The following is an 18,001-nucleotide window of genomic DNA, read 5'->3' as shown; positions in this document are numbered from 1 at the left end:
GGTCTAGCCATCCGAATTCACGCTGGCTGCGCGCGGAGAAGGTTTCCGCTGCATTCTCATCTTAAGTAATGCAAAAGAACCTCCAAATCCACGCTTACCAGTGGCTGGAGGTTCTTTATGTTGTTGTTCACCTGGGGGCCGTTTACGGGGTGACATAGACGGCCTCTTCATTGCGCACCTGTGAGGGGGAGCTCCACGACTCGGATTCGGCAACAGCTTGGCTGGCGGGCTTGCCCAGCAGCTGGAGCACAGTAGCTGCACAATGCTGAGGCTGCTGGCGTTCCGGGGAAGTCCGGCGTTTCCGCTGTAATTCAAGTCCGGCATATTCATGCAGCAGCATGGAGAACCATTTGTTCACCACTTCCGAATCAAGTACCTCGGCCAGCCCCAGCTCTACAAAATACTGGCTGTTCTTCTCTTCCTGCCCCGGGATGGCGCTGTAGAACAGCATCGGAATGCCTTTGGCCTGACCTTCAGTACAGGTCATTCCGCCCGGCTTCGTAATCAGCAGATCGGAAGCATCCATTAATTTGTTGATCTCGCTGCTGTAGCCGAGAATCTTTACATTGGGATGGTCCAGCAGCGGGTTGGCTTTCATTTTGGCTACCAGCTTGTCATTGCTGCCCATACAGAATATAAGCTGGATCTCATCCATCCGGGCCGTGAGCGAATTCATGATGTCCTTCCCGAACATCAGCCCCCAGCCGCCGCCCATAATGAGCACGGTAGGAATGTCGGCGAGCCCCAGCTCCTTGCGGAGCTGAGTCTTGCTATGGCGCTCCCAGAACTTCGGATGCACCGGGATACCGGTAACCGTCACCAGCTCAGGAGATACGCCCCGTCCGGTAAGAATAGATTTGACGCGTGAAGTAGAGACGAGATAACGGTTAGCTTCGGCGTTCACCCAGCTGCCGTGCGCATCATAATCTGTAATCAGCGTGTAGAGCGGGACATCCAGCCCCTGCTGCTTCAATCTGGAGATGACTGCGGCCGGAATCGGATGAGTGCAGATAATCAAATCGGGTTTAAGCTGCTCTATGACCTGTGAGGCATGTGTATAAAAAATCCGGTGAAGAGCCAGCTTGGTCAACCGGTTCAGTGATTTATGATATTGGGTCTTATACATCATGCCGACCAGCTTAGGCTGGCTGCTGACTGTTTTGCGGTAAGCGGAAAGAATCCATGGTGCGACCGTAGGATTGAGGAATTTTCCAAGCTCAATGACCCGGCACTGCACATCCGGACTCAGCAGTCTTATTCCTTCGGCCAGAGCATAGGCTGCCCCTGTGTGGCCCGTGCCGAAGCCTTCCGAAAACAGCAGTACTCTTTTCTTTCGCATAAGTTCACCTGCTACTTTCCATCATGGGTAGAATTACGAGTTCTCTTCATCGGTTCATTCGAGATCCCATGTTCATGTTCTATTATATTATACTAGGGTTTTTGCTTCTTTTCTCACATTATACAAATAAGACGTAAATAGAAAGTTAAAACACTGCAATAAAATAAAAAAAGTTGGGCATAAGTATTGCATTGGCAGGAGCATCGTGATAAAGTTGGTCTTGACCGAGTGACCGGATTAGTAAATTGGTCAGAACGCGGACGCAATGATATTTCCTGACGAAAGGGAGTGCACGGGTGGCTGTGGTAGATCGAAGGCAGCAGGTGCTTCAGGCGGCGACGAAATCTTTTTCATTATTCGGCTATAAGGCAACTACAATGGATCAGGTCGCCAAGATTGCCAATGTCGGCAAAGGGACGATTTATACCTTTTTTACGAACAAGGAACAATTATTTGACGAGATTCTGCGAGATGTCATTATTGAGATGAAAAGAATCGCCGAGCGGGAGATTAAACGCGACAAGCCGTTTTTTGATAATCTGCACCGCGTGCTGGACGCCCTGCTGGAATTTCGGAGCGAACATGAGCTATTCATCAAGCTGTCCCAGGAAAGTCGTGATTTCGGAACGCCGCAGGCCGGTGATGGGCTCGACAAGATCGAGAGTGTCGTACTTGAATATTTGGAACGGGAGGTGGAACAGGCAATCCGTCAAGGAGAGATCAAACCTTGCGATCCCCAGATTGTCTCGGTAGTAATGTTCAGGCTTTATATCGTACTTACTGCTGAACTGAGCAAGGTGCATGTGCCTTTGACCAAAGAGCAGATTAAATGCTACTTTCATTTATTTTTGGCAGAAGGCCTGTCACAGTAGAATTTAAGTCCGGTATAGGGACGGCGCCCTGCGAACCTGCGCTTTCCCTGATGTGATCAGGCAAATTTTTTTTGCTCTTGAATGACTGAATGGGGAAAATGGTCAACCAGTGTTACTGTAACATTCACGAAAATATCATTTCAGAGGAATTTATAGCATTTTAAAGAGAGCATATGATTAGAAGGAGAGAACCAGAATGAAATCTTTATCCGTGTTTATCAAGGACCTTGGCGCGGTTTTTAAGAATCCCAAGATGCGTATTTCCATGTTTGCCATTCTGTTCATTCCTGTACTGTACAGCGGATTATTCCTGAAGGCATTCTGGGATCCTTACGGTAAAATGAACGAGCTTCCGGTCGCTGTCGTAAATGAAGATAAAGGTGCTGATTATGAGGGCTCCAAGCTGAGCGCCGGATCAGACCTGGTGGCGGAGCTGAAGAAGACGGACGGGTTCAAGTGGAATTTCGTCAGCCGTGAAGCAGCGGAAGCCGGACTTGCGGACAATACCTATTATATGGCGATTATTGTTCCGGAAGACTTCTCGGCCAAAGCTACTACCCTGCTGGATGCGGATCCGCAGCCGGCCAAAATCATCTACGAGCCTAATGAAGGGTACAACTTCCTGGCTGGCCAGATCGGCGGCACTGCAGTGAAGGATATCAAGACTAAAGTGTCTGCCAAGATCACAGAAGCGTATACCGAATCTGTATTTGATAAAATCACGGATATCGCCAGCGGGCTTGGCGAAGCCGGGGACGGCGCCACTAAGATTGCTGACGGTGCCACCAAGCTGGATGACGGAGCGCTTAAGCTGAAGGACAATCTGCTTGTCCTGACTGAAGGCACCGGCAAGCTGCTCGATGGCGTAGCGCCGCTTACCCAGGGTGTGACGGATCTGAATACCGGAGCAGCGGCTCTGGAAGCCGGCAGCAGCACGCTGGCCGGTGGGCTTCAGCAGTTGTCCGCAGCCCATAAGCAGCTGCAGGATGGTGTGACCCAGTCGGCAGCAGGCAGCAAGCAGCTTGACGCAGGGCTGCAGAAGACTGCAGCCGGAGCGGCTTCGCTTAAGGACGGCACACAGTCGGCCGTAGACGGAACCGCCAAGCTGCAGGCTGGCACGAAGTCGGTGGTAGACGGCAGCGCGAAGCTGGAAGCGGGTCTGACCTCTTCCGCAGAAGGCAGCGCGAAGCTCGAAGCCGGTCTTACGGCTTCGAAGGAAGGCAGCGCGAAAGCGGCAGCCGGAGCCAAGGCGGTAGCAGACGGTCTGCAGGCACTGGCGAAATCGAATCCGCAGCTTGCGGCAAGCCCGGATGTACAGAAGCTGCTGGCGGCAAGTACAGCAGTGGCCACCGGCACTGCACAGCTGGACCAGAGCCAGGAGCAGCTGCTGGCAGGAGCAACGGCACTGCACAGCGGCCAGGAGCAGCTGGTGCAGGGAGCGAATCAGCTGCACAGCGGTTCCCAGCAGCTTGATGCAGGTGTAACGCAGCTGCATGCCGGAGCGCAGCAGCTGAACGCCGGCAGCGCACAGCTGCTGGAAGGCCAGCAGCAGCTGGCGGCTGGCGCTGGCACACTTGCAGCAGGCGGCGCTAAGCTGTCGGCAGGCATGCAGCAGTTCGGCGCGAAGCTGGACGAAGCGGCCGCAGGCGGTGCGAAGCTGGCAGACGGCGGCAAGGCGCTTGAAGCCGGAACAGCGAAGCTGCTGAGCGGCGCAGGACAGCTTGGCAGCGGCCTCAGCTCTGTAGCTGACGGCTCGAAGCAGCTGAGGGACGGAGCAGGCCAGCTCAAGGATGGTCTGGATGAGCTGAAAGCAGGCTCCGGTGAGCTGGCCAGCAAGCTGGGCGATGCTGCAACGCAGACTAATGCTGTGAACAAGAGCGATGCGCTGGTATCCATGTTTGCCCAGCCGGTACAGATTGAAGAAGTGAAAGTCAGCAAGGTACCGAACTATGGAACAGGGTTCGCCCCTTACTTCCTGTCGCTCGGTTTGTTCGTAGGCGCACTGATCTGTACAATTGTTATTCCGATGCGTGAATCTGAAGTGATCGGAGCCAGCCGGTTCAACCGGTTCATGAGCCGTACTCTTACGTTCTCCATGATGAGCTTGCTCCAGGCACTTCTCGCCATCCTGATTGTTCTGTACGGCCTGGGCCTTGAAGTGCAGAGTGTAGGCTTGTTCTACGCCTTCTCCTTCATTACCAGCCTTGCCTTCATGTGGATGATCCAGGCGATTGTAACCTGGCTCGACCAGCCGGGCCGTTTCGTAGTCATCCTGATTCTGATCTTCCAATTGACTACGAGTGCGGGTACGTTCCCGCTGGAGCTGATTCCGAACTGGATGAAGATCTTCAATCCGCTGCTGCCGATGACTTACAGTGTCAAAGGCTTCAAGGCAGTCATCTCCACTGGCGACTTCAGCTCGATGTGGAATGATGCCGGACTGCTGGCCGCTTACGGCATAGTATTCCTGGCGCTTACCTTCACCTACTTCATGACCCGTGACCGCGGTAATGAAGCTCTGCTGAAAAGTGAACAAGTTTTGACTGTATAATGGAACACATTTCCTTGTAAATATGAGGACACAAAAACGCCCCTGAGGGGGCGTTTTTGGCTTATACAGAAAACTAAATGGGTTAAAAAAGTGCCATACCCATGGCAGGAAAATAAATGAAACGCTTTCAATGCATAAGAACTTATTCGTCTTTTATGCATAATTATGCACTGAGAAGATTTTTTACGCTTTTATCCGCTAAAGCTGCGCTGCAAAAGCATTTGTTAATCAAGCTCATAAAAAAGTTTAAATTGCGCTCATGTCAGGTCGATGATAAAATAATATAACCAATCTGGCTTGAATAATTATTAAGATTTTCCTCTGAAAAATTTTCCTGGAATTCCGTCTACTTTATAATAGAAAGGTTGCGTATGATGAGACACACTGAACTGCCCGGCAAACAGGGCCTTTATGATCCTCAGTTCGAAAAAGACGCTTGCGGCATGGGATTTGTTGCCCATATTAAAGGCAAACCGTCCCATGATATTGTTAGCAATGCTCTGACTATGCTCTTTAATATGGAGCATCGGGGAGGCCAGGGAAGCGAGCCGAACTCTGGTGACGGAGCCGGCATTATGCTGCAGATTCCGCACCGTTTCTTTGCCGGCGAAGCAGCGAAGCTTGGCTTTGAGCTGCCGGAACAGGGCCATTACGGCGTGGGCATGATCTTTCTGTCTCATAACGAGGAGATCCGGACCCGCCATGAGGCGCTCCTGAGCGAGATTATCGCTGAAGAGGGCCAGCAGGTGCTCGGTTACCGCGATGTGCCTACCTTTGACGAAATGCTCGGCAAGACGGCCAAGGCTGCCAAGCCTTATGTGCGGCAGGTATTTATCGGCCGCTCCGAAGGAATTAAGGATGATCTTTCTTTTGAACGCAAGCTGTACGTGATCCGCAAACGTGCGGAGCTGTCGATCCGCTACGGCGGAGCAGAAGAGGGGGAATCCTTCTACGTACCGAGTTTATCCTGCAAGAAGATCGTATACAAGGGCATGCTGACTACTGTACAGGTTGGACAGTTCTACCTGGATCTGCAGGATGAGAAGCTGGAGTCGGCGATTGCGCTTGTCCACTCCCGGTTCAGTACCAATACCTTCCCAAGCTGGGAACGTGCCCACCCTTACCGCTTCATGATTCACAATGGCGAAATCAACACCCTTCGCGGCAATGTGAACTGGATGCATGCCCGCCAGTCGCTGTTCAAGAGTGAAGTGTTCGGAGAGGATCTCGGCAAGATCAAGCCGGTGGTTAACCCGGACGGCTCCGATACTGCGATGTTCGATAATACGTTCGAGTTCCTGTACCTGAGCGGACGCTCCCTGCCGCATGTTGCGATGATGATGGTTCCTGAGCCTTGGAGCAATCATGACAGCATGGACGAGAAGAAGAAAGCCTTCTATGAATTCCACAGCACCCTGATGGAGCCATGGGACGGGCCTGCCGCTATGGGCTTCACCGACGGCGTGCAAATCGGGGCGATCCTCGACCGTAACGGTCTTCGTCCTGCGCGTTATTATGTCACCAAAGATGATCTGATCATTCTGTCCTCCGAAGCGGGAGTCCTAGATATCCCGGCAGAGGATGTACTATACAAAGACCGCCTGAGACCGGGCCGTATGCTGCTCGTGGATACGAAGCAGGGCCGGATTATCTCTGATGAAGAGGTCAAGGCTGAAATTGCTTCGCAGCAGCCTTATCAGGATTGGCTGGATGAGCACCTGATCAGCCTCGATGAGCTTCCGGAAGCACCGGAGCTGCCGAATCCGAAGCATGATAACGTGCAGCAGCTTCAGCAGTCGTTCGGTTATACCTTTGAAGATCTTCGCAAGGTGCTGGAGCCTATGGCTTCCACAGGTGCCGAAGCTGTCGGGTCCATGGGTTATGATTCACCGCTGGCGGTATTGTCTGACCGTCCGCAGCGGCTCTACAACTACTTCAAACAAATGTTTGCCCAGGTAACCAACCCGCCGATTGACGCGATCCGTGAAGAACTGGTAACGTCCACGGCGACAACGATCGGACCTGAACGCAATCTGCTCAAAGCAGAGCCGGAGAGCTGTCGTCAGATCTCGCTGGATTCTCCGATTCTCTCGAACGAGGATTTCGCCAAGCTGCGCCATGTACGCCGTGCCGGCTTCAAATCGATGTCCATTCCGATTCTCTTTCCGGCAGAGCTGGGGGCAGAAGGGCTGCGTATCGCTCTGGAGCGGATGAATGAGGCGGCAGACCGCGTTATGGCCAAAGGACATAATATTCTTATTCTGTCCGACCGCGGGGTAGACCGCGACAATGCTGCAATTCCGGCGCTGCTGGCTGTCTCCAGCCTGCATCACCATCTGATCCGCTCGGGAACACGGACCAAGGTCAGTATCCTGCTGGAATCCGGTGAACCGCGTGAAGTTCATCATTATGCGCTTCTGCTTGGTTATGGTGTCAGTGCGGTCAACCCTTATCTGGCCTTCGAGAGTCTGGATGATATGATCGGCCAAGGCCTGCTCCGCGGAATCTCGCATGAGAAGGCTGTGAAGAACTATATCAAGGCCGCTACGAAGAGTGTTGTCAAAATCCTGTCCAAAATGGGGATCTCCACAATTCAATCTTACCGCGGCGCACAGATTTTTGAAGCTGTAGGTCTGAACTCGGAGTTCGTAGACCGTTACTTCACCTGGACACCATCCCGTATCGGGGGAATTGGCCTGGAGGAAGTGGCTCTAGAAGCACTTGCCAGCCATAACCGCGCCTTCACTGACAAAGACGGTAACGACAAGGTGCTGGATTCCGGTGGTGAATACCAGTGGCGGAGTGACGGGGAAGAGCATCTGTTCAACCCGCAGACGATTCATCTGCTGCAGCATTCCGTACGCAGCGGAGATTACGAGATGTACAAGAAATATGCGGCACTTGTTCAGGGCGAAAGCGAGAAACACCAGACGCTACGCTCGATGCTGCAGTTCAAATCCACTAATGCACCCGTTTCGCTTGACGAGGTAGAACCGGCGGAATCGATCATGAAACGCTTCAAGACCGGTGCCATGTCCTTCGGCTCGATCAGCAAGGAAGCCCATGAGACATTGGCCATTGCGATGAATCGTATCGGCGGCAAGAGCAATACCGGCGAAGGCGGGGAAGATCCGGCGCGCTTCATTCCGGACGCTAACGGCGATTCCCGCCGCAGTGCGATCAAGCAGGTGGCATCGGGACGGTTCGGCGTAACCTCGAACTATCTGGTGAATGCCGACGAGATCCAGATCAAGATGGCACAAGGCGCTAAGCCGGGTGAAGGCGGACAGCTTCCGGGCCGCAAGGTATATCCTTGGGTTGCCGAAGTCCGCGGCTCTACAGCAGGTGTAGGTCTGATCTCCCCGCCGCCGCATCATGATATTTACTCGATCGAGGATTTGGCAGAGCTAATCTATGATCTGAAGAATGCCAATCCGCGTGCCAATATTAACGTTAAGCTTGTATCCGAAGTCGGCGTAGGCACCATTGCCGCCGGTGTGGCCAAAGGCCGTGCCGATATTATCCTGATCAGCGGCTATGACGGCGGCACCGGTGCTTCACCGATGAACTCCATCCGTCATGCAGGATTGCCTTGGGAGCTGGGTCTGGCTGAGACACACCAGACACTGATGCTGAACAATCTGCGCGACCGTGTTGTACTGGAAACAGACGGCAAGATGCTCAGCGGGCGTGATCTGGCAGTAGCAGTTCTGCTTGGCGCCGAAGAATACGGCTTCGCTACTGCACCGCTGGTAGCTGTAGGCTGCATCATGATGCGCGTGTGTCAGATGGATACCTGCCCGGTTGGCGTTGCTACCCAGAATCCGGAGCTCCGCAAGAACTTCATGGGAGATCCGCAGCATGTCGTTAACTTCATGACCTTTGTAGCACAGGATCTGCGCGAGATTATGGCTGAGCTCGGCTTCCGCACCATTGAGGAAATGGTCGGCCGCACGGATTGCCTGGATGCGGTTCAGGCTTCGACCCACTGGAAGAAGAAGGGTGTCGATCTGAACAGTCTGCTGCATACACCGGCTATGCCGGAAGGAAGCACACGCTTCCGCAGCAAACACCAGAATCATGGCCTGGAAGAAACGCTGGATATGACTCACCTGCTCGATATTGCCGCTCCTGCACTGGAATCCGGCACAGCAGTTGAAGCATCCCTGCCGATCACGAACGTTAACCGTGCAGTGGGTACGATTCTGGGCAGCGAGCTGACGCGCAAATATGGCGCAGCAGGTCTGCCGGATGACACCATCAAGCTGTATTTCACCGGCTCGGCCGGACAAAGTCTGGGCGCATTCGTACCGAAGGGCATTACGATTACGGTAGAAGGCGACTCCAATGACTATGTCGGCAAAGGGCTGTCCGGGGGCAAGCTGATTATCAGACCGTCCCGCAAGGCAACCTTTGCCGCTGAAGATAATATCATCATCGGGAATACGGCACTGTATGGAGCGACTGGCGGCGAAGCTTATGTCAGCGGGATCGCCGGTGAACGTTTCGCAGTCCGTAACTCCGGGGCGAATGTAGTCGTTGAAGGCGTGGGTGACCACGGCTGCGAATACATGACTGGCGGCCGTGTGGTTGTTCTGGGTGAGACCGGCCGCAACTTTGCGGCAGGGATGTCAGGCGGTATCGCCTACGTATATGATCCGGACAGCACGTTCATCAAACGCTGTAACCTGGAAATGGTATTGCTGGAGCGTGTGGAAGAGGCGGATGAAATCGCTGAGCTGCATAGCCTGATTACCCGTCATACCGAGCTTACAGACAGCAATGCGGGCAGAGCGATTCTCGATTCATGGGATCAGGCCCTGCCGAAGTTTGCCCGTGTCATTCCGAAGGATTACAAACGGATGATGGAGCAGATCCGTAAGGTGGAGCAGAATGGCCTGACCGGCGAAGCTGCCCTGATGGCTGCTTTTGAAGCGAATATGCGTGAGCTTGCCCGTGTCGGCGGCTAATGATAAGCAGCAGTAATTAATAACGGACAGCCAGCCCGTATAGATAACCCAATTCACCGCTGTTAATTGCTAATAATTGAACATCCGTACGGCCTGGTATAGCGTCAGATTTAATTTAAACTATATGGGCTGAACTTAAGAATGATGGGCAGCCGCTGGGCGAACCTCTTGTGGAGCAAGAATTTCGCCTATGCAGCAAGTTGGATTCTTAAGTTCACTCTATATAGTGAAAACGACCTTGGTAGATCTCTTGCTGAGGGTTGCAGTGACCCCATTACGGATTATCCGGTAGGCTTAATTGCACTTTATACAACTAAATCGTCTGATTTTCAACCGATTCTTCGTATAGTTGTATTTCGTACAATTAAAATGCCGTTTGTAGATGGTTTTCACCAATTCTGGCAGATTTAGTTGTATAAACTACAGTTATAAGATACAAGCGTTTTTATCGCTGTTTTTAACTGTACATTATACAACTATCCTGAGTTTTCATTTGAAACTGAATACATTGATTGCTGCATTGTAAATTGAACTCACTTCTTTGGTTCTGATGTTCTACTAGTTCAATACACTATGTCTCTCAACCAAAGGGACAGTATTCTTACCCGTACAACACGGGGAAGATACTGTCCCTTTTACTATTACTGCATTTCTTTCCTAATTTCAGGAAAAAGGAAAGCTATGGTAGAATATAAAAATGTATGAAACGGGTTGCTGATACAGCGATAAGGTTAATATAGCTTGAACTGAAAGAGACAATATTAAGATGGGAGTAGCGGAGGGGAAGTTTGGAACTGTAGGAGCGGTAGCGTCCGCCTTTGTCTGCGGATTTCCACCGCTAAAAGCGGTATGAATCAAGAAATCTGCAGACAACAGCGGCCGGAAGTCCAAACATTCACCGCAGTTACGGCTAACATCTGCATTGGAGCCTCTTCAGTTCTTCTATTAGTCACCTTATCCGAAAGCGCAAGTCCGTTTCATCCAAACCGACGAAAGGAAGTGAAGTTATGCCGAATACGGCAGAAGTTGTGAAACCTGTGGCCAGCCTGATGGGAGTTACCAAAAAGATCGGCTCCAAAACGCTGATCAGCGACTTGACCCTCGATATTCCACCCGGGCAAATCTTCGGATTCCTGGGTCCGAACGGTGCCGGTAAAACAACTACCATCCGCATGATGGTAGGGCTTATTTCCATTAGCCGCGGGGATATTCTCATCTGCGGACGCAGTATTAAAGATCATTTTGAAGAAGCGATAGCGAATGTAGGGGCGATTGTGGAGAATCCGGAAATGTACAAGTTCCTTACCGGATACCAGAATCTGCGCCAGTATGCCCGCATGGTCCCCGGTGTGACCAAGGAGCGGATTAATGAAGTAGTAGAGCTGGTAGGCCTCAGCCAGAGAATCAACGACAAGGTTAAGACCTATTCTCTGGGGATGCGCCAGCGGCTGGGTGTGGCCCAGGCACTGCTGCACCGGCCGAAGCTGCTGATTCTCGATGAGCCGACCAACGGGCTGGACCCGCAGGGCATCCGCGAGCTGCGCGATTATCTGCGCCTGCTGTGCCAGAAGGAAGGTACTACTGTTTTTGTCTCCAGCCATTTACTCGCTGAAATGGAACTCATGTGTGATAGTGTGGCGATTATCCAGAACGGCCGCCTGATCGAAGTGAAACAGCTTAAGGCTGTAGGCAATGTGCTGGTGCCGGTGGGTGAGACCCTGTTCGAAGTAGATCAGCCTGAAGCTGCGCTGGAACTGATGGGCCGTGGCGTGGTAAAGGACGGGGGTATTGCTGTAGAGGCGGTGCGGGAGGAAATTGCCGAGCTCAACGCGAAGCTGGTGGCCGGCGGAATTAAAGTGTACAGCATCAAGCCGCTGTTCCGGTCACTGGAAGATCAATTCTTGGAGATTACAGGAGGTGAAGGCATTGGGTGAGTTCGCTGCTCTCATACATAATGAGAATATCAAAATTTACAGACGTCTGCGCACATGGATTATGCTGTTCATTCTGGCGGTTATGAGTGCGCTGTTTCCGGCGCTAATCCATTTCACCAGCGGAGGCAATGAGGTAACGATCGGTTTATGGGACAGCTTCCAGACTACCGTAGCTATTGCTTTTTTCCTGAACACCATCTTCACAGCCCTGGTGGCTGCTGACTCCGTTGCGGGCGAATTCACCTGGGGAACGATTAAGCTGCTGCTGATCCGCCCTTGGAGCCGCTCCAAAATCCTGCTCTCGAAATATATATCGATGGTGCTCTTCAGCTTGTTCAGCACTCTGCTGCTGATCGTGTTTGGTTATGGCTCAGCCCTGATTTTCTCGTCCTCGGCCGTGGATTCGATAGGGGGGCCGACGATGGCCTGGAGCCAGGGGGAATACGTTTTTCTGACGATTATGTGCGCCTACATTGAGCTGTTTCTCACAGCAGCCATTGCCTTTATGATCTCCAGCGTATTCCGTTCCAGCGGCCTTGCGATTGTACTGTCGCTGTCCATCATGTTCACCAAAGATATCTTTATCGCCATCTTCAGCCCGGAACGGTATGAGTGGGCCAACTATCTGATTTTTGCCCATATGAATCTAAGCGGCTATCTGCTGTCGGACACCGGCCCCGGAGGCGCTACGTTAGGATTCGCAATTGCTGTCCTCGCGGTGTATTACGTTATTTTCATGCTAGTCTCTTGGGTTGTATTCCGTAAAAGAGATGTCGCTGCTTAATGTAATACAGGGCTGCACAAGGACTGGAAGCAAGCATATGCGGGGTTATGCCCGCTCAGCCTGCTTCCAGTTTGTTCTGTTTATGGGAACCCCGCTTACCTGCCTTGTCCGCAGAACCATCTGCCTGAAGCCCGCCCGCTGTCTCTGTGGCGGGCTGTTCGGCCATGGCTACGGACCCGTTCAGCACGCTGCCTTCCATAATACTCAGTGCGCCGGCTGCGATATTACCGTGCAGCTGTCCGGTTTCGGTCATGATCAGCTTCTGGTTGGCGGTCACGTCGCCGTAGACCTTGCCGGCAATAATAACCTCCTGCGCCTTAATGCTGGAGTGGACCGTTCCCTGTTCGCCGACCGTAACTGTCCCCTGGCACAGGATTTCCCCGCTGAAATTCCCTTCAATCCGCAGATTGGTATCGCAATGGACTTTACCTTCAAGTGTGCCTCCATGTCCGATAAGTGAATCGGTCGATTTATATGGAGCACTTTGTTTGCGTTTGTTCCACATGCCTGCATTCCTCCTTGTATTCTTAAGGTTTAACATAATTCAGCGGATTCACCGGCTTATTCTGCTTCACAACCTGGAAATGGAGATGGGGACCCGTGCTGCGTCCGGTATTGCCGAGCATACCAATTTGCTCCCCTTTGCTGACCTTGTCACCGGGCGAGACCACCATGCCGTTCAAATGCATATACCAGGTTTCCAGCCCGTTCGCATGCTTGATAATGATATATTTGCCTCTGGCGCCCAGCTGGTCGGCAGAAGTGACCACACCTTCCATCGCTGCGTATACAGGGTCACCGATGCGGCCGGCAATATCGATTCCGGAGTGGTAGGCAGAGACCCCCTTGAAGGGATCGGAACGATAACCGAAGCTGGAGGTGATCACCTTCGAGCCTGTGGGCCAGAGGACAGCCGGGGCCAGTCTCGCTTTTTCTTCACGTGCCTTCTTGGCCTGCAGGTTAGCCTCCAGGGTGTTGGCTTTTTCGGCCTCTGTAATTGTAGTGGAGATACGGCTGACCATTTCCTCCAGCATCGTTTTTATTTCTTCGTAGTCGTCTCTTGTTTCCTGAACCAGCTCCAGCGGGTCATTGGCATATACAGCAATGTACTCCCCGCCGACCTGGGGGGGCACTGTACTTCCTAATGCAGCGGTAACTACCCCGAAACGGAAATCAACTGCAGACAAAGTGCCGGAAGAGGTGTCTGATGGATGCTCTGCAAGGAACGGAGCCGTACTTGAACGGCTTATGGTTCCCTTGACGTCTCCCTTAGTTCCGCTTGCAGCAACTTTGGCTGATGCGGCAATGAACGGCTGGCTGCTTGCGGCAGAAGCTGCAGAGGCAGTGGGTTCATTGTCTGTACCGGAAGAAGAGGTCGTCTCTTTCTCAATCAGCGACTGCAGCTGCTGCTCCAGTTCAGAGACACTCTTCAGCTTGTCTTTAATGCTCTGGGCTTCCTCCGAGAGCTCGGTCACCTGGCTGCGGAGCTGCAGCAGCGCCTGGTCCTTGTCGGCGACCTTGAGCTCCATCCGGATATTCGTCAGCGATAGTGCCGCAGCTTCGGCCTCCAGCTCGGAAATGGACCGGGAGGCATGAATATGCATGGAGGTGACCAGACTGGAGAGGGACAGGGCAGCTGCGGCAGGCAGGGCGAAGGCAAGCGGCTTGGACAGCTGCAGCTGTCTGACCGGCCGTCCGGCCTCACGGACGACGAGCAGCGTAATCTTTTTATGATCGGGCTGACTCTTCATAACATCTCCTTCCTGCGGCCTTTAGCAGCCGCGTGGTATGAACTGAGTGAATCCAACATTGCTATAGAGCGGGGCTCATCCGATTCGTCCTACTACTCTATGTATTCCATTCCTCTGGCGAACATGACAACGGTTTGCTTGAATAAAGAAGGAGAGTTACGGCAAGACCTGTAGTAGATCATCTTCAATAACATAACTTTTAGGAGGCCCGGGATGAGGATATTCGCAGTTATCTTAAGTCTTTTTATCATACAGATTGCCATTATCGTTATATCGGAGTTCCGCCGTCCGCAGAGGGCATTGGCCTGGATATGCATTACCTTCTGCTGTCCGCCGCTGGGGCTGCTGTTCTATTATTTCCTCGGGCGGGATTATTGGCAGAGCCGGAAGCTTGGCAAACGGTGTGTGTCCCTGCTGAGGGAGATCCGCGCCCATGTTGCCGGCAAAATCCATATCGTCAAAAGCACGGCAGATACCGGGAATCCGGGGTTTGAGAACCGTAAAGAACTGCTGCATTTGCTCTCAGGCCTGTCAGAAAGCCACATTACAAGCCATAATCAATGTCAGGTGCTCAATAATGCCGGGGACGCCTATAAGGCGATGCTGGAGGTTATGGAGAATGCGCAAGAGCATATCCACATGGAGTTTTATATTTTCCGGGATGATGATATTGGCAGGCAGTTTCAGGAGATTATGATCCGCAAGGCGCGTCAGGGGGTTAGGGTGCGTCTGCTATGTGATGGGCTTGGGAGTCATCAGCTGAGCCGGAGATTCGTGAATACGCTCAAGAACGCAGGAGTGCAGGTTCACTTTTTTCTGCCGCCGCTTACTTCGCTGCTGGACCGCCGCTTCAATTACCGCAATCACCGCAAGATACTCGTGGTCGACGGGCTGACGGGCTTCACCGGGGGAATGAATGTAGGTGATGATTATCTGGGAAAAGACCCTAAGATGGGCTATTGGAGAGATACGCATCTTCGTGTTGAAGGGGATGCTGTGTATCATCTGCAATATGTGTTTCTCAAAGACTGGAGACTGGCAGCCGGTGACACTATGAGCCATCCGCGGTTTTTTCCTGTTCATACCTGCAGCGGGCCGGATGCTGTACAGATTGTAGCCAGCGGGCCCGATGGGGCGGTTGATGCCACACAGGAGATGTTTTTCGCTTCACTCTGTGCGGCGAAGGAGCGCATCTGGATGACCTCCCCGTATTTCATTCCGGACCCGGCCATTTGCCGGGCACTCAAGAATGCGGTGCTCAGCGGAGTGGATGTGAGGATCATTATCCCGGCGAAGCCGGACAACAAGCTGGTGTATAAGGCAACCCTGTCTTACCTTGAGAATCTGCAGGATGCCGGAGTGAAGTTCTACCGCTATACAAGAGGCTTCATGCACGCGAAAGTGATGATTATTGATGACGTACTGGCAACGGTTGGCAGTGCGAATCTGGATATGCGCAGCTTCTATTCCAACTTTGAACTGACGGCTATTCTGCTCCGTCCGGCGATTATTGCGCAACTGGCAGAGGACTTCAGCCAAGACCTGAAGCACAGCGAATTCATCGATCCCAAAAAGTTTAAAGAGAGAGCGCATAATGTCAAACTGATTGAGGGGCTCTGTCAGCTCTTATCGCCGCTTTTATGACATAAAAGGTGAAGTAAGCATCGTTTATCGAAGGTTATATCAAGTTCCATGCGTTATTTGAGCTTCCTTTATGATATAATAGGAATATAAGAAGCAAAGGGGAGAAAGCGCAGCTGTGAAGTCTGCTTTCGTATACTTCTTAGATATACTATTTATAGGGGGAGTTCTATGACTGTAAGCCAACAAATCTTTACGAGTGAGGAACAGAAGAAGCCTCAGAAATCAGGAGCCTTCAAGACAGCGAAGCTGGCCCAGCGGATTGTGATGATTGTCATCGGAGCGGCCATGATGTCTGTTGCGCTTGAGATTTTTCTTGTTCCCAATGAGTTGATTGACGGCGGAATAACCGGTATTTCCATTATGTTGTCCCATATTTTCAATATACCTCTGGGTATTTTATTGACACTGCTTAACCTGCCGTTTCTGGTGATCGGTTATAAGCAGATTGGTAAGACCTTTGCTTTATCTACTCTATTTGCTGTAGTTGTAATGTCCATTGGTACCCAATTGCTCCATCCTGTGAATCCGATTACGGTTGAACCGCTGCTTGCTGCAGTATTCGGAGGGGTAATCCTCGGAGTCGGGGTCGGACTTGTGGTACGTTATGGAGGATCGCTTGATGGTACTGAGATTGTGGCCATCCTTGTGTCCAAGAGACTTCCGTTCTCCGTAGGGGAAGTTGTAATGTTCTTCAACCTGTTTATTCTTTCCGGCGCGGGTTTTGTCTTCGGCTGGAATAATGCGATGTTCTCGCTGATTGCCTATTACATTGCTTTTAAATTAATAGATATTACACTTGAAGGTCTGGATCAGTCGAAATCGGTATGGATTATCAGTGATAAATTCCGTGATATCGGTGAAGCCTTGACGGAGCGTCTGGGACGCGGAGTGACGTATCTGGATGGTGAAGGCGGATTCTCAGGCGATAACAAGAAAGTTATCTTTGTAGTCATTACCCGTTTGGAAGAAGCCAAGCTTAAGTCCATTGTAGAAGATTGGGATTCTGACGCATTCATCGCGATCGGTAATATCCATGATGTCAAAGGCGGCCGCTTTAAGAAAAAAGCAATCCATTAGCGAGTTCGGTATAACCGGAGCGCTTCCGAAGGAAGGTATATTTACGAACGTCAGAGTAATCAATGCGGCGGCCTGTGCTTGCTGCGCCGTATTCTCATATATAATACCTTCCGTCCATATGCTGGACGCCAAATAAGCCCGCAGCCTAGAGTACAGGTAACTGCGGGCTTATTGCTGTCCTCAGGGCCATTCTCAGGGCAGCTTGGCAATAATATCACCCACCGGCTGGGGAGGGACCCGGGCGATAAGATCGCCCATCCGGGTCAGACGCTCCTCAATGTTCAGCAGATGGTAATCGGTAGGCTTGACGTTACGCTGCACTTCCTCCCACAGGAGGGGCGTTGAGACGGTTGCCAGCGGACGGGCCCGCGGGGTGTATGGGGCAGCAAGAGTTTTGCCGCCGTAATGCTGGAGGTAATCGAAATAGATTTTGTCCCCGCGGTTTTTCTTCAGGCGCTCCAAAGTGAACAGATCGGGACGCTTCTCCGTAACATAGCGGCCGACGAAATGGCCTACCCGGCGCAGGCCGTCGAAGGTGACTCCCGGCTCCACCGGAACAATGATCTGCACACCGGTGGCACCGGAGGTCTTGGGTACAGAGGCCAGTCCCAGGGACTTCAGTACCTCGCCCACCGTAGCGGCTGCCTCCATAATGCGCGGCTCGACCTCAAGCGAGGGGTCCAGATCAATCATCCATTCGCAGGGGAGCTCACTGCCCGCATAATGCAGTGAGGGATGGAATTCGAGCGCGGCCAGATTGCCGAGCCAGAGCAGCTCCGGGAGCCCCTGCAGCACAATATAGGTAATATTCTCATGAGTTGCTGTATGCACGAATTCCGGCAGCGGCTCGGGGGCATTCTTCTGGTAAAAGGACATCCCCGGAACACCATGAGGGTAGCGGATTACCGTGAGCAGCCTTCCCTGGCAGTAGCGCAGCAGATATGGAGAGAGCGCGGCCAGCTTGAGCAGATAGATCTGCTTGGTGATGCCGGGTTCAGGCCATAGCAGCTTATCCGGGTTCGTAATGCTGATCTCGTGTCCCCCTGCGGTAATGGAGCCTCTGATCGTCTTCGGCATGC

11 protein-coding genes are annotated in these 18,001 nt (G+C 52.3%); 7 read left to right on the top strand and 4 right to left on the bottom strand.

Going from position 1 to position 18,001, the window contains the following annotated elements; all coding sequences use genetic code 11:
* Positions 1-142 precede the first annotated feature (142 nt).
* The gene (locus GC101_RS31370) at positions 143-1,339 is read right to left on the bottom strand and encodes an MGDG synthase family glycosyltransferase (RefSeq protein WP_171720504.1); all 1,197 of its coding nucleotides are present in this window, start codon (positions 1,337-1,339) and stop codon (positions 143-145) included.
* Between the two features lie 296 nt (positions 1,340-1,635).
* Between GC101_RS31370 and GC101_RS31365 the strand changes: the two genes are divergently transcribed.
* The 5 genes from GC101_RS31365 (at position 1,636) to GC101_RS31345 (ending at position 12,450) form a co-directional block, all read left to right on the top strand.
* Positions 1,636-2,211, top strand: a complete 576-nt coding sequence (locus GC101_RS31365) for a TetR/AcrR family transcriptional regulator (RefSeq protein ID WP_039302173.1) — start codon at positions 1,636-1,638, stop codon at positions 2,209-2,211.
* A 196-nt stretch (positions 2,212-2,407) separates the two neighbouring features.
* Complete coding sequence (locus GC101_RS31360) at positions 2,408-4,762, top strand: YhgE/Pip domain-containing protein (protein ID WP_171720503.1); 2,355 nt, start codon at positions 2,408-2,410, stop codon at positions 4,760-4,762.
* 374 nt (positions 4,763-5,136) lie between these two features.
* Positions 5,137-9,732, top strand: coding sequence for a glutamate synthase large subunit (gene gltB / locus GC101_RS31355; protein WP_042140782.1), 4,596 nt, complete (start codon positions 5,137-5,139; stop codon positions 9,730-9,732).
* Between the two features lie 1,007 nt (positions 9,733-10,739).
* Positions 10,740-11,666 (top strand): ABC transporter ATP-binding protein, encoded by a 927-nt coding sequence (locus tag GC101_RS31350; protein WP_171720502.1) that lies wholly within the window; start codon positions 10,740-10,742, stop codon positions 11,664-11,666.
* Complete coding sequence (locus GC101_RS31345; RefSeq protein WP_042134035.1) at positions 11,659-12,450, top strand: ABC transporter permease; 792 nt, start codon at positions 11,659-11,661, stop codon at positions 12,448-12,450. The genes GC101_RS31350 and GC101_RS31345 overlap by 8 nt, the downstream gene beginning before the upstream one ends.
* Positions 12,451-12,505: 55 nt before the next feature.
* Here the strand turns inward: GC101_RS31345 and GC101_RS31340 are convergent, their stop codons facing one another.
* Together GC101_RS31340 and GC101_RS36645 are read right to left on the bottom strand one after the other, a co-directional pair.
* Positions 12,506-12,955, bottom strand: a complete 450-nt coding sequence (locus GC101_RS31340; RefSeq protein WP_171720501.1) for a bactofilin family protein — start codon at positions 12,953-12,955, stop codon at positions 12,506-12,508.
* Between the two features lie 22 nt (positions 12,956-12,977).
* A complete protein-coding gene (locus GC101_RS36645) occupies positions 12,978-14,201 on the bottom strand; it encodes a M23 family metallopeptidase (RefSeq protein WP_281365936.1) in 1,224 nt (407 codons plus the stop codon).
* A 213-nt stretch (positions 14,202-14,414) separates the two neighbouring features.
* Here GC101_RS36645 and cls point away from each other — a divergent pair, with 213 nt between their 5' ends.
* Positions 14,415-15,845 carry a cardiolipin synthase gene (gene cls / locus GC101_RS31330; protein WP_171720500.1) on the top strand — a complete coding sequence of 477 codons (1,431 nt, stop codon included), beginning with the start codon at positions 14,415-14,417 and terminating at the stop codon, positions 15,843-15,845.
* A gap of 168 nt (positions 15,846-16,013) precedes the next feature.
* A complete protein-coding gene (locus GC101_RS31325) occupies positions 16,014-16,922 on the top strand; it encodes a YitT family protein (protein WP_039302151.1) in 909 nt (302 codons plus the stop codon).
* Between the two features lie 192 nt (positions 16,923-17,114).
* Here GC101_RS31325 and ligD read toward each other — a convergent pair whose 3' ends face one another.
* A complete protein-coding gene (gene ligD / locus GC101_RS31320) occupies positions 17,115-17,999 on the bottom strand; it encodes a non-homologous end-joining DNA ligase (protein WP_171720499.1) in 885 nt (294 codons plus the stop codon).
* Positions 18,000-18,001: the final 2 nt, after the last annotated feature.

This window comes from Paenibacillus phytohabitans (assembly GCF_013141775.1).
GTDB classification, from domain to species: domain Bacteria; phylum Bacillota; class Bacilli; order Paenibacillales; family Paenibacillaceae; genus Paenibacillus_AQ; species Paenibacillus_AQ phytohabitans.
Note: the sequence above shows the minus strand (reverse complement) of the source record. Positions and strands in the feature narration are given on the sequence as shown.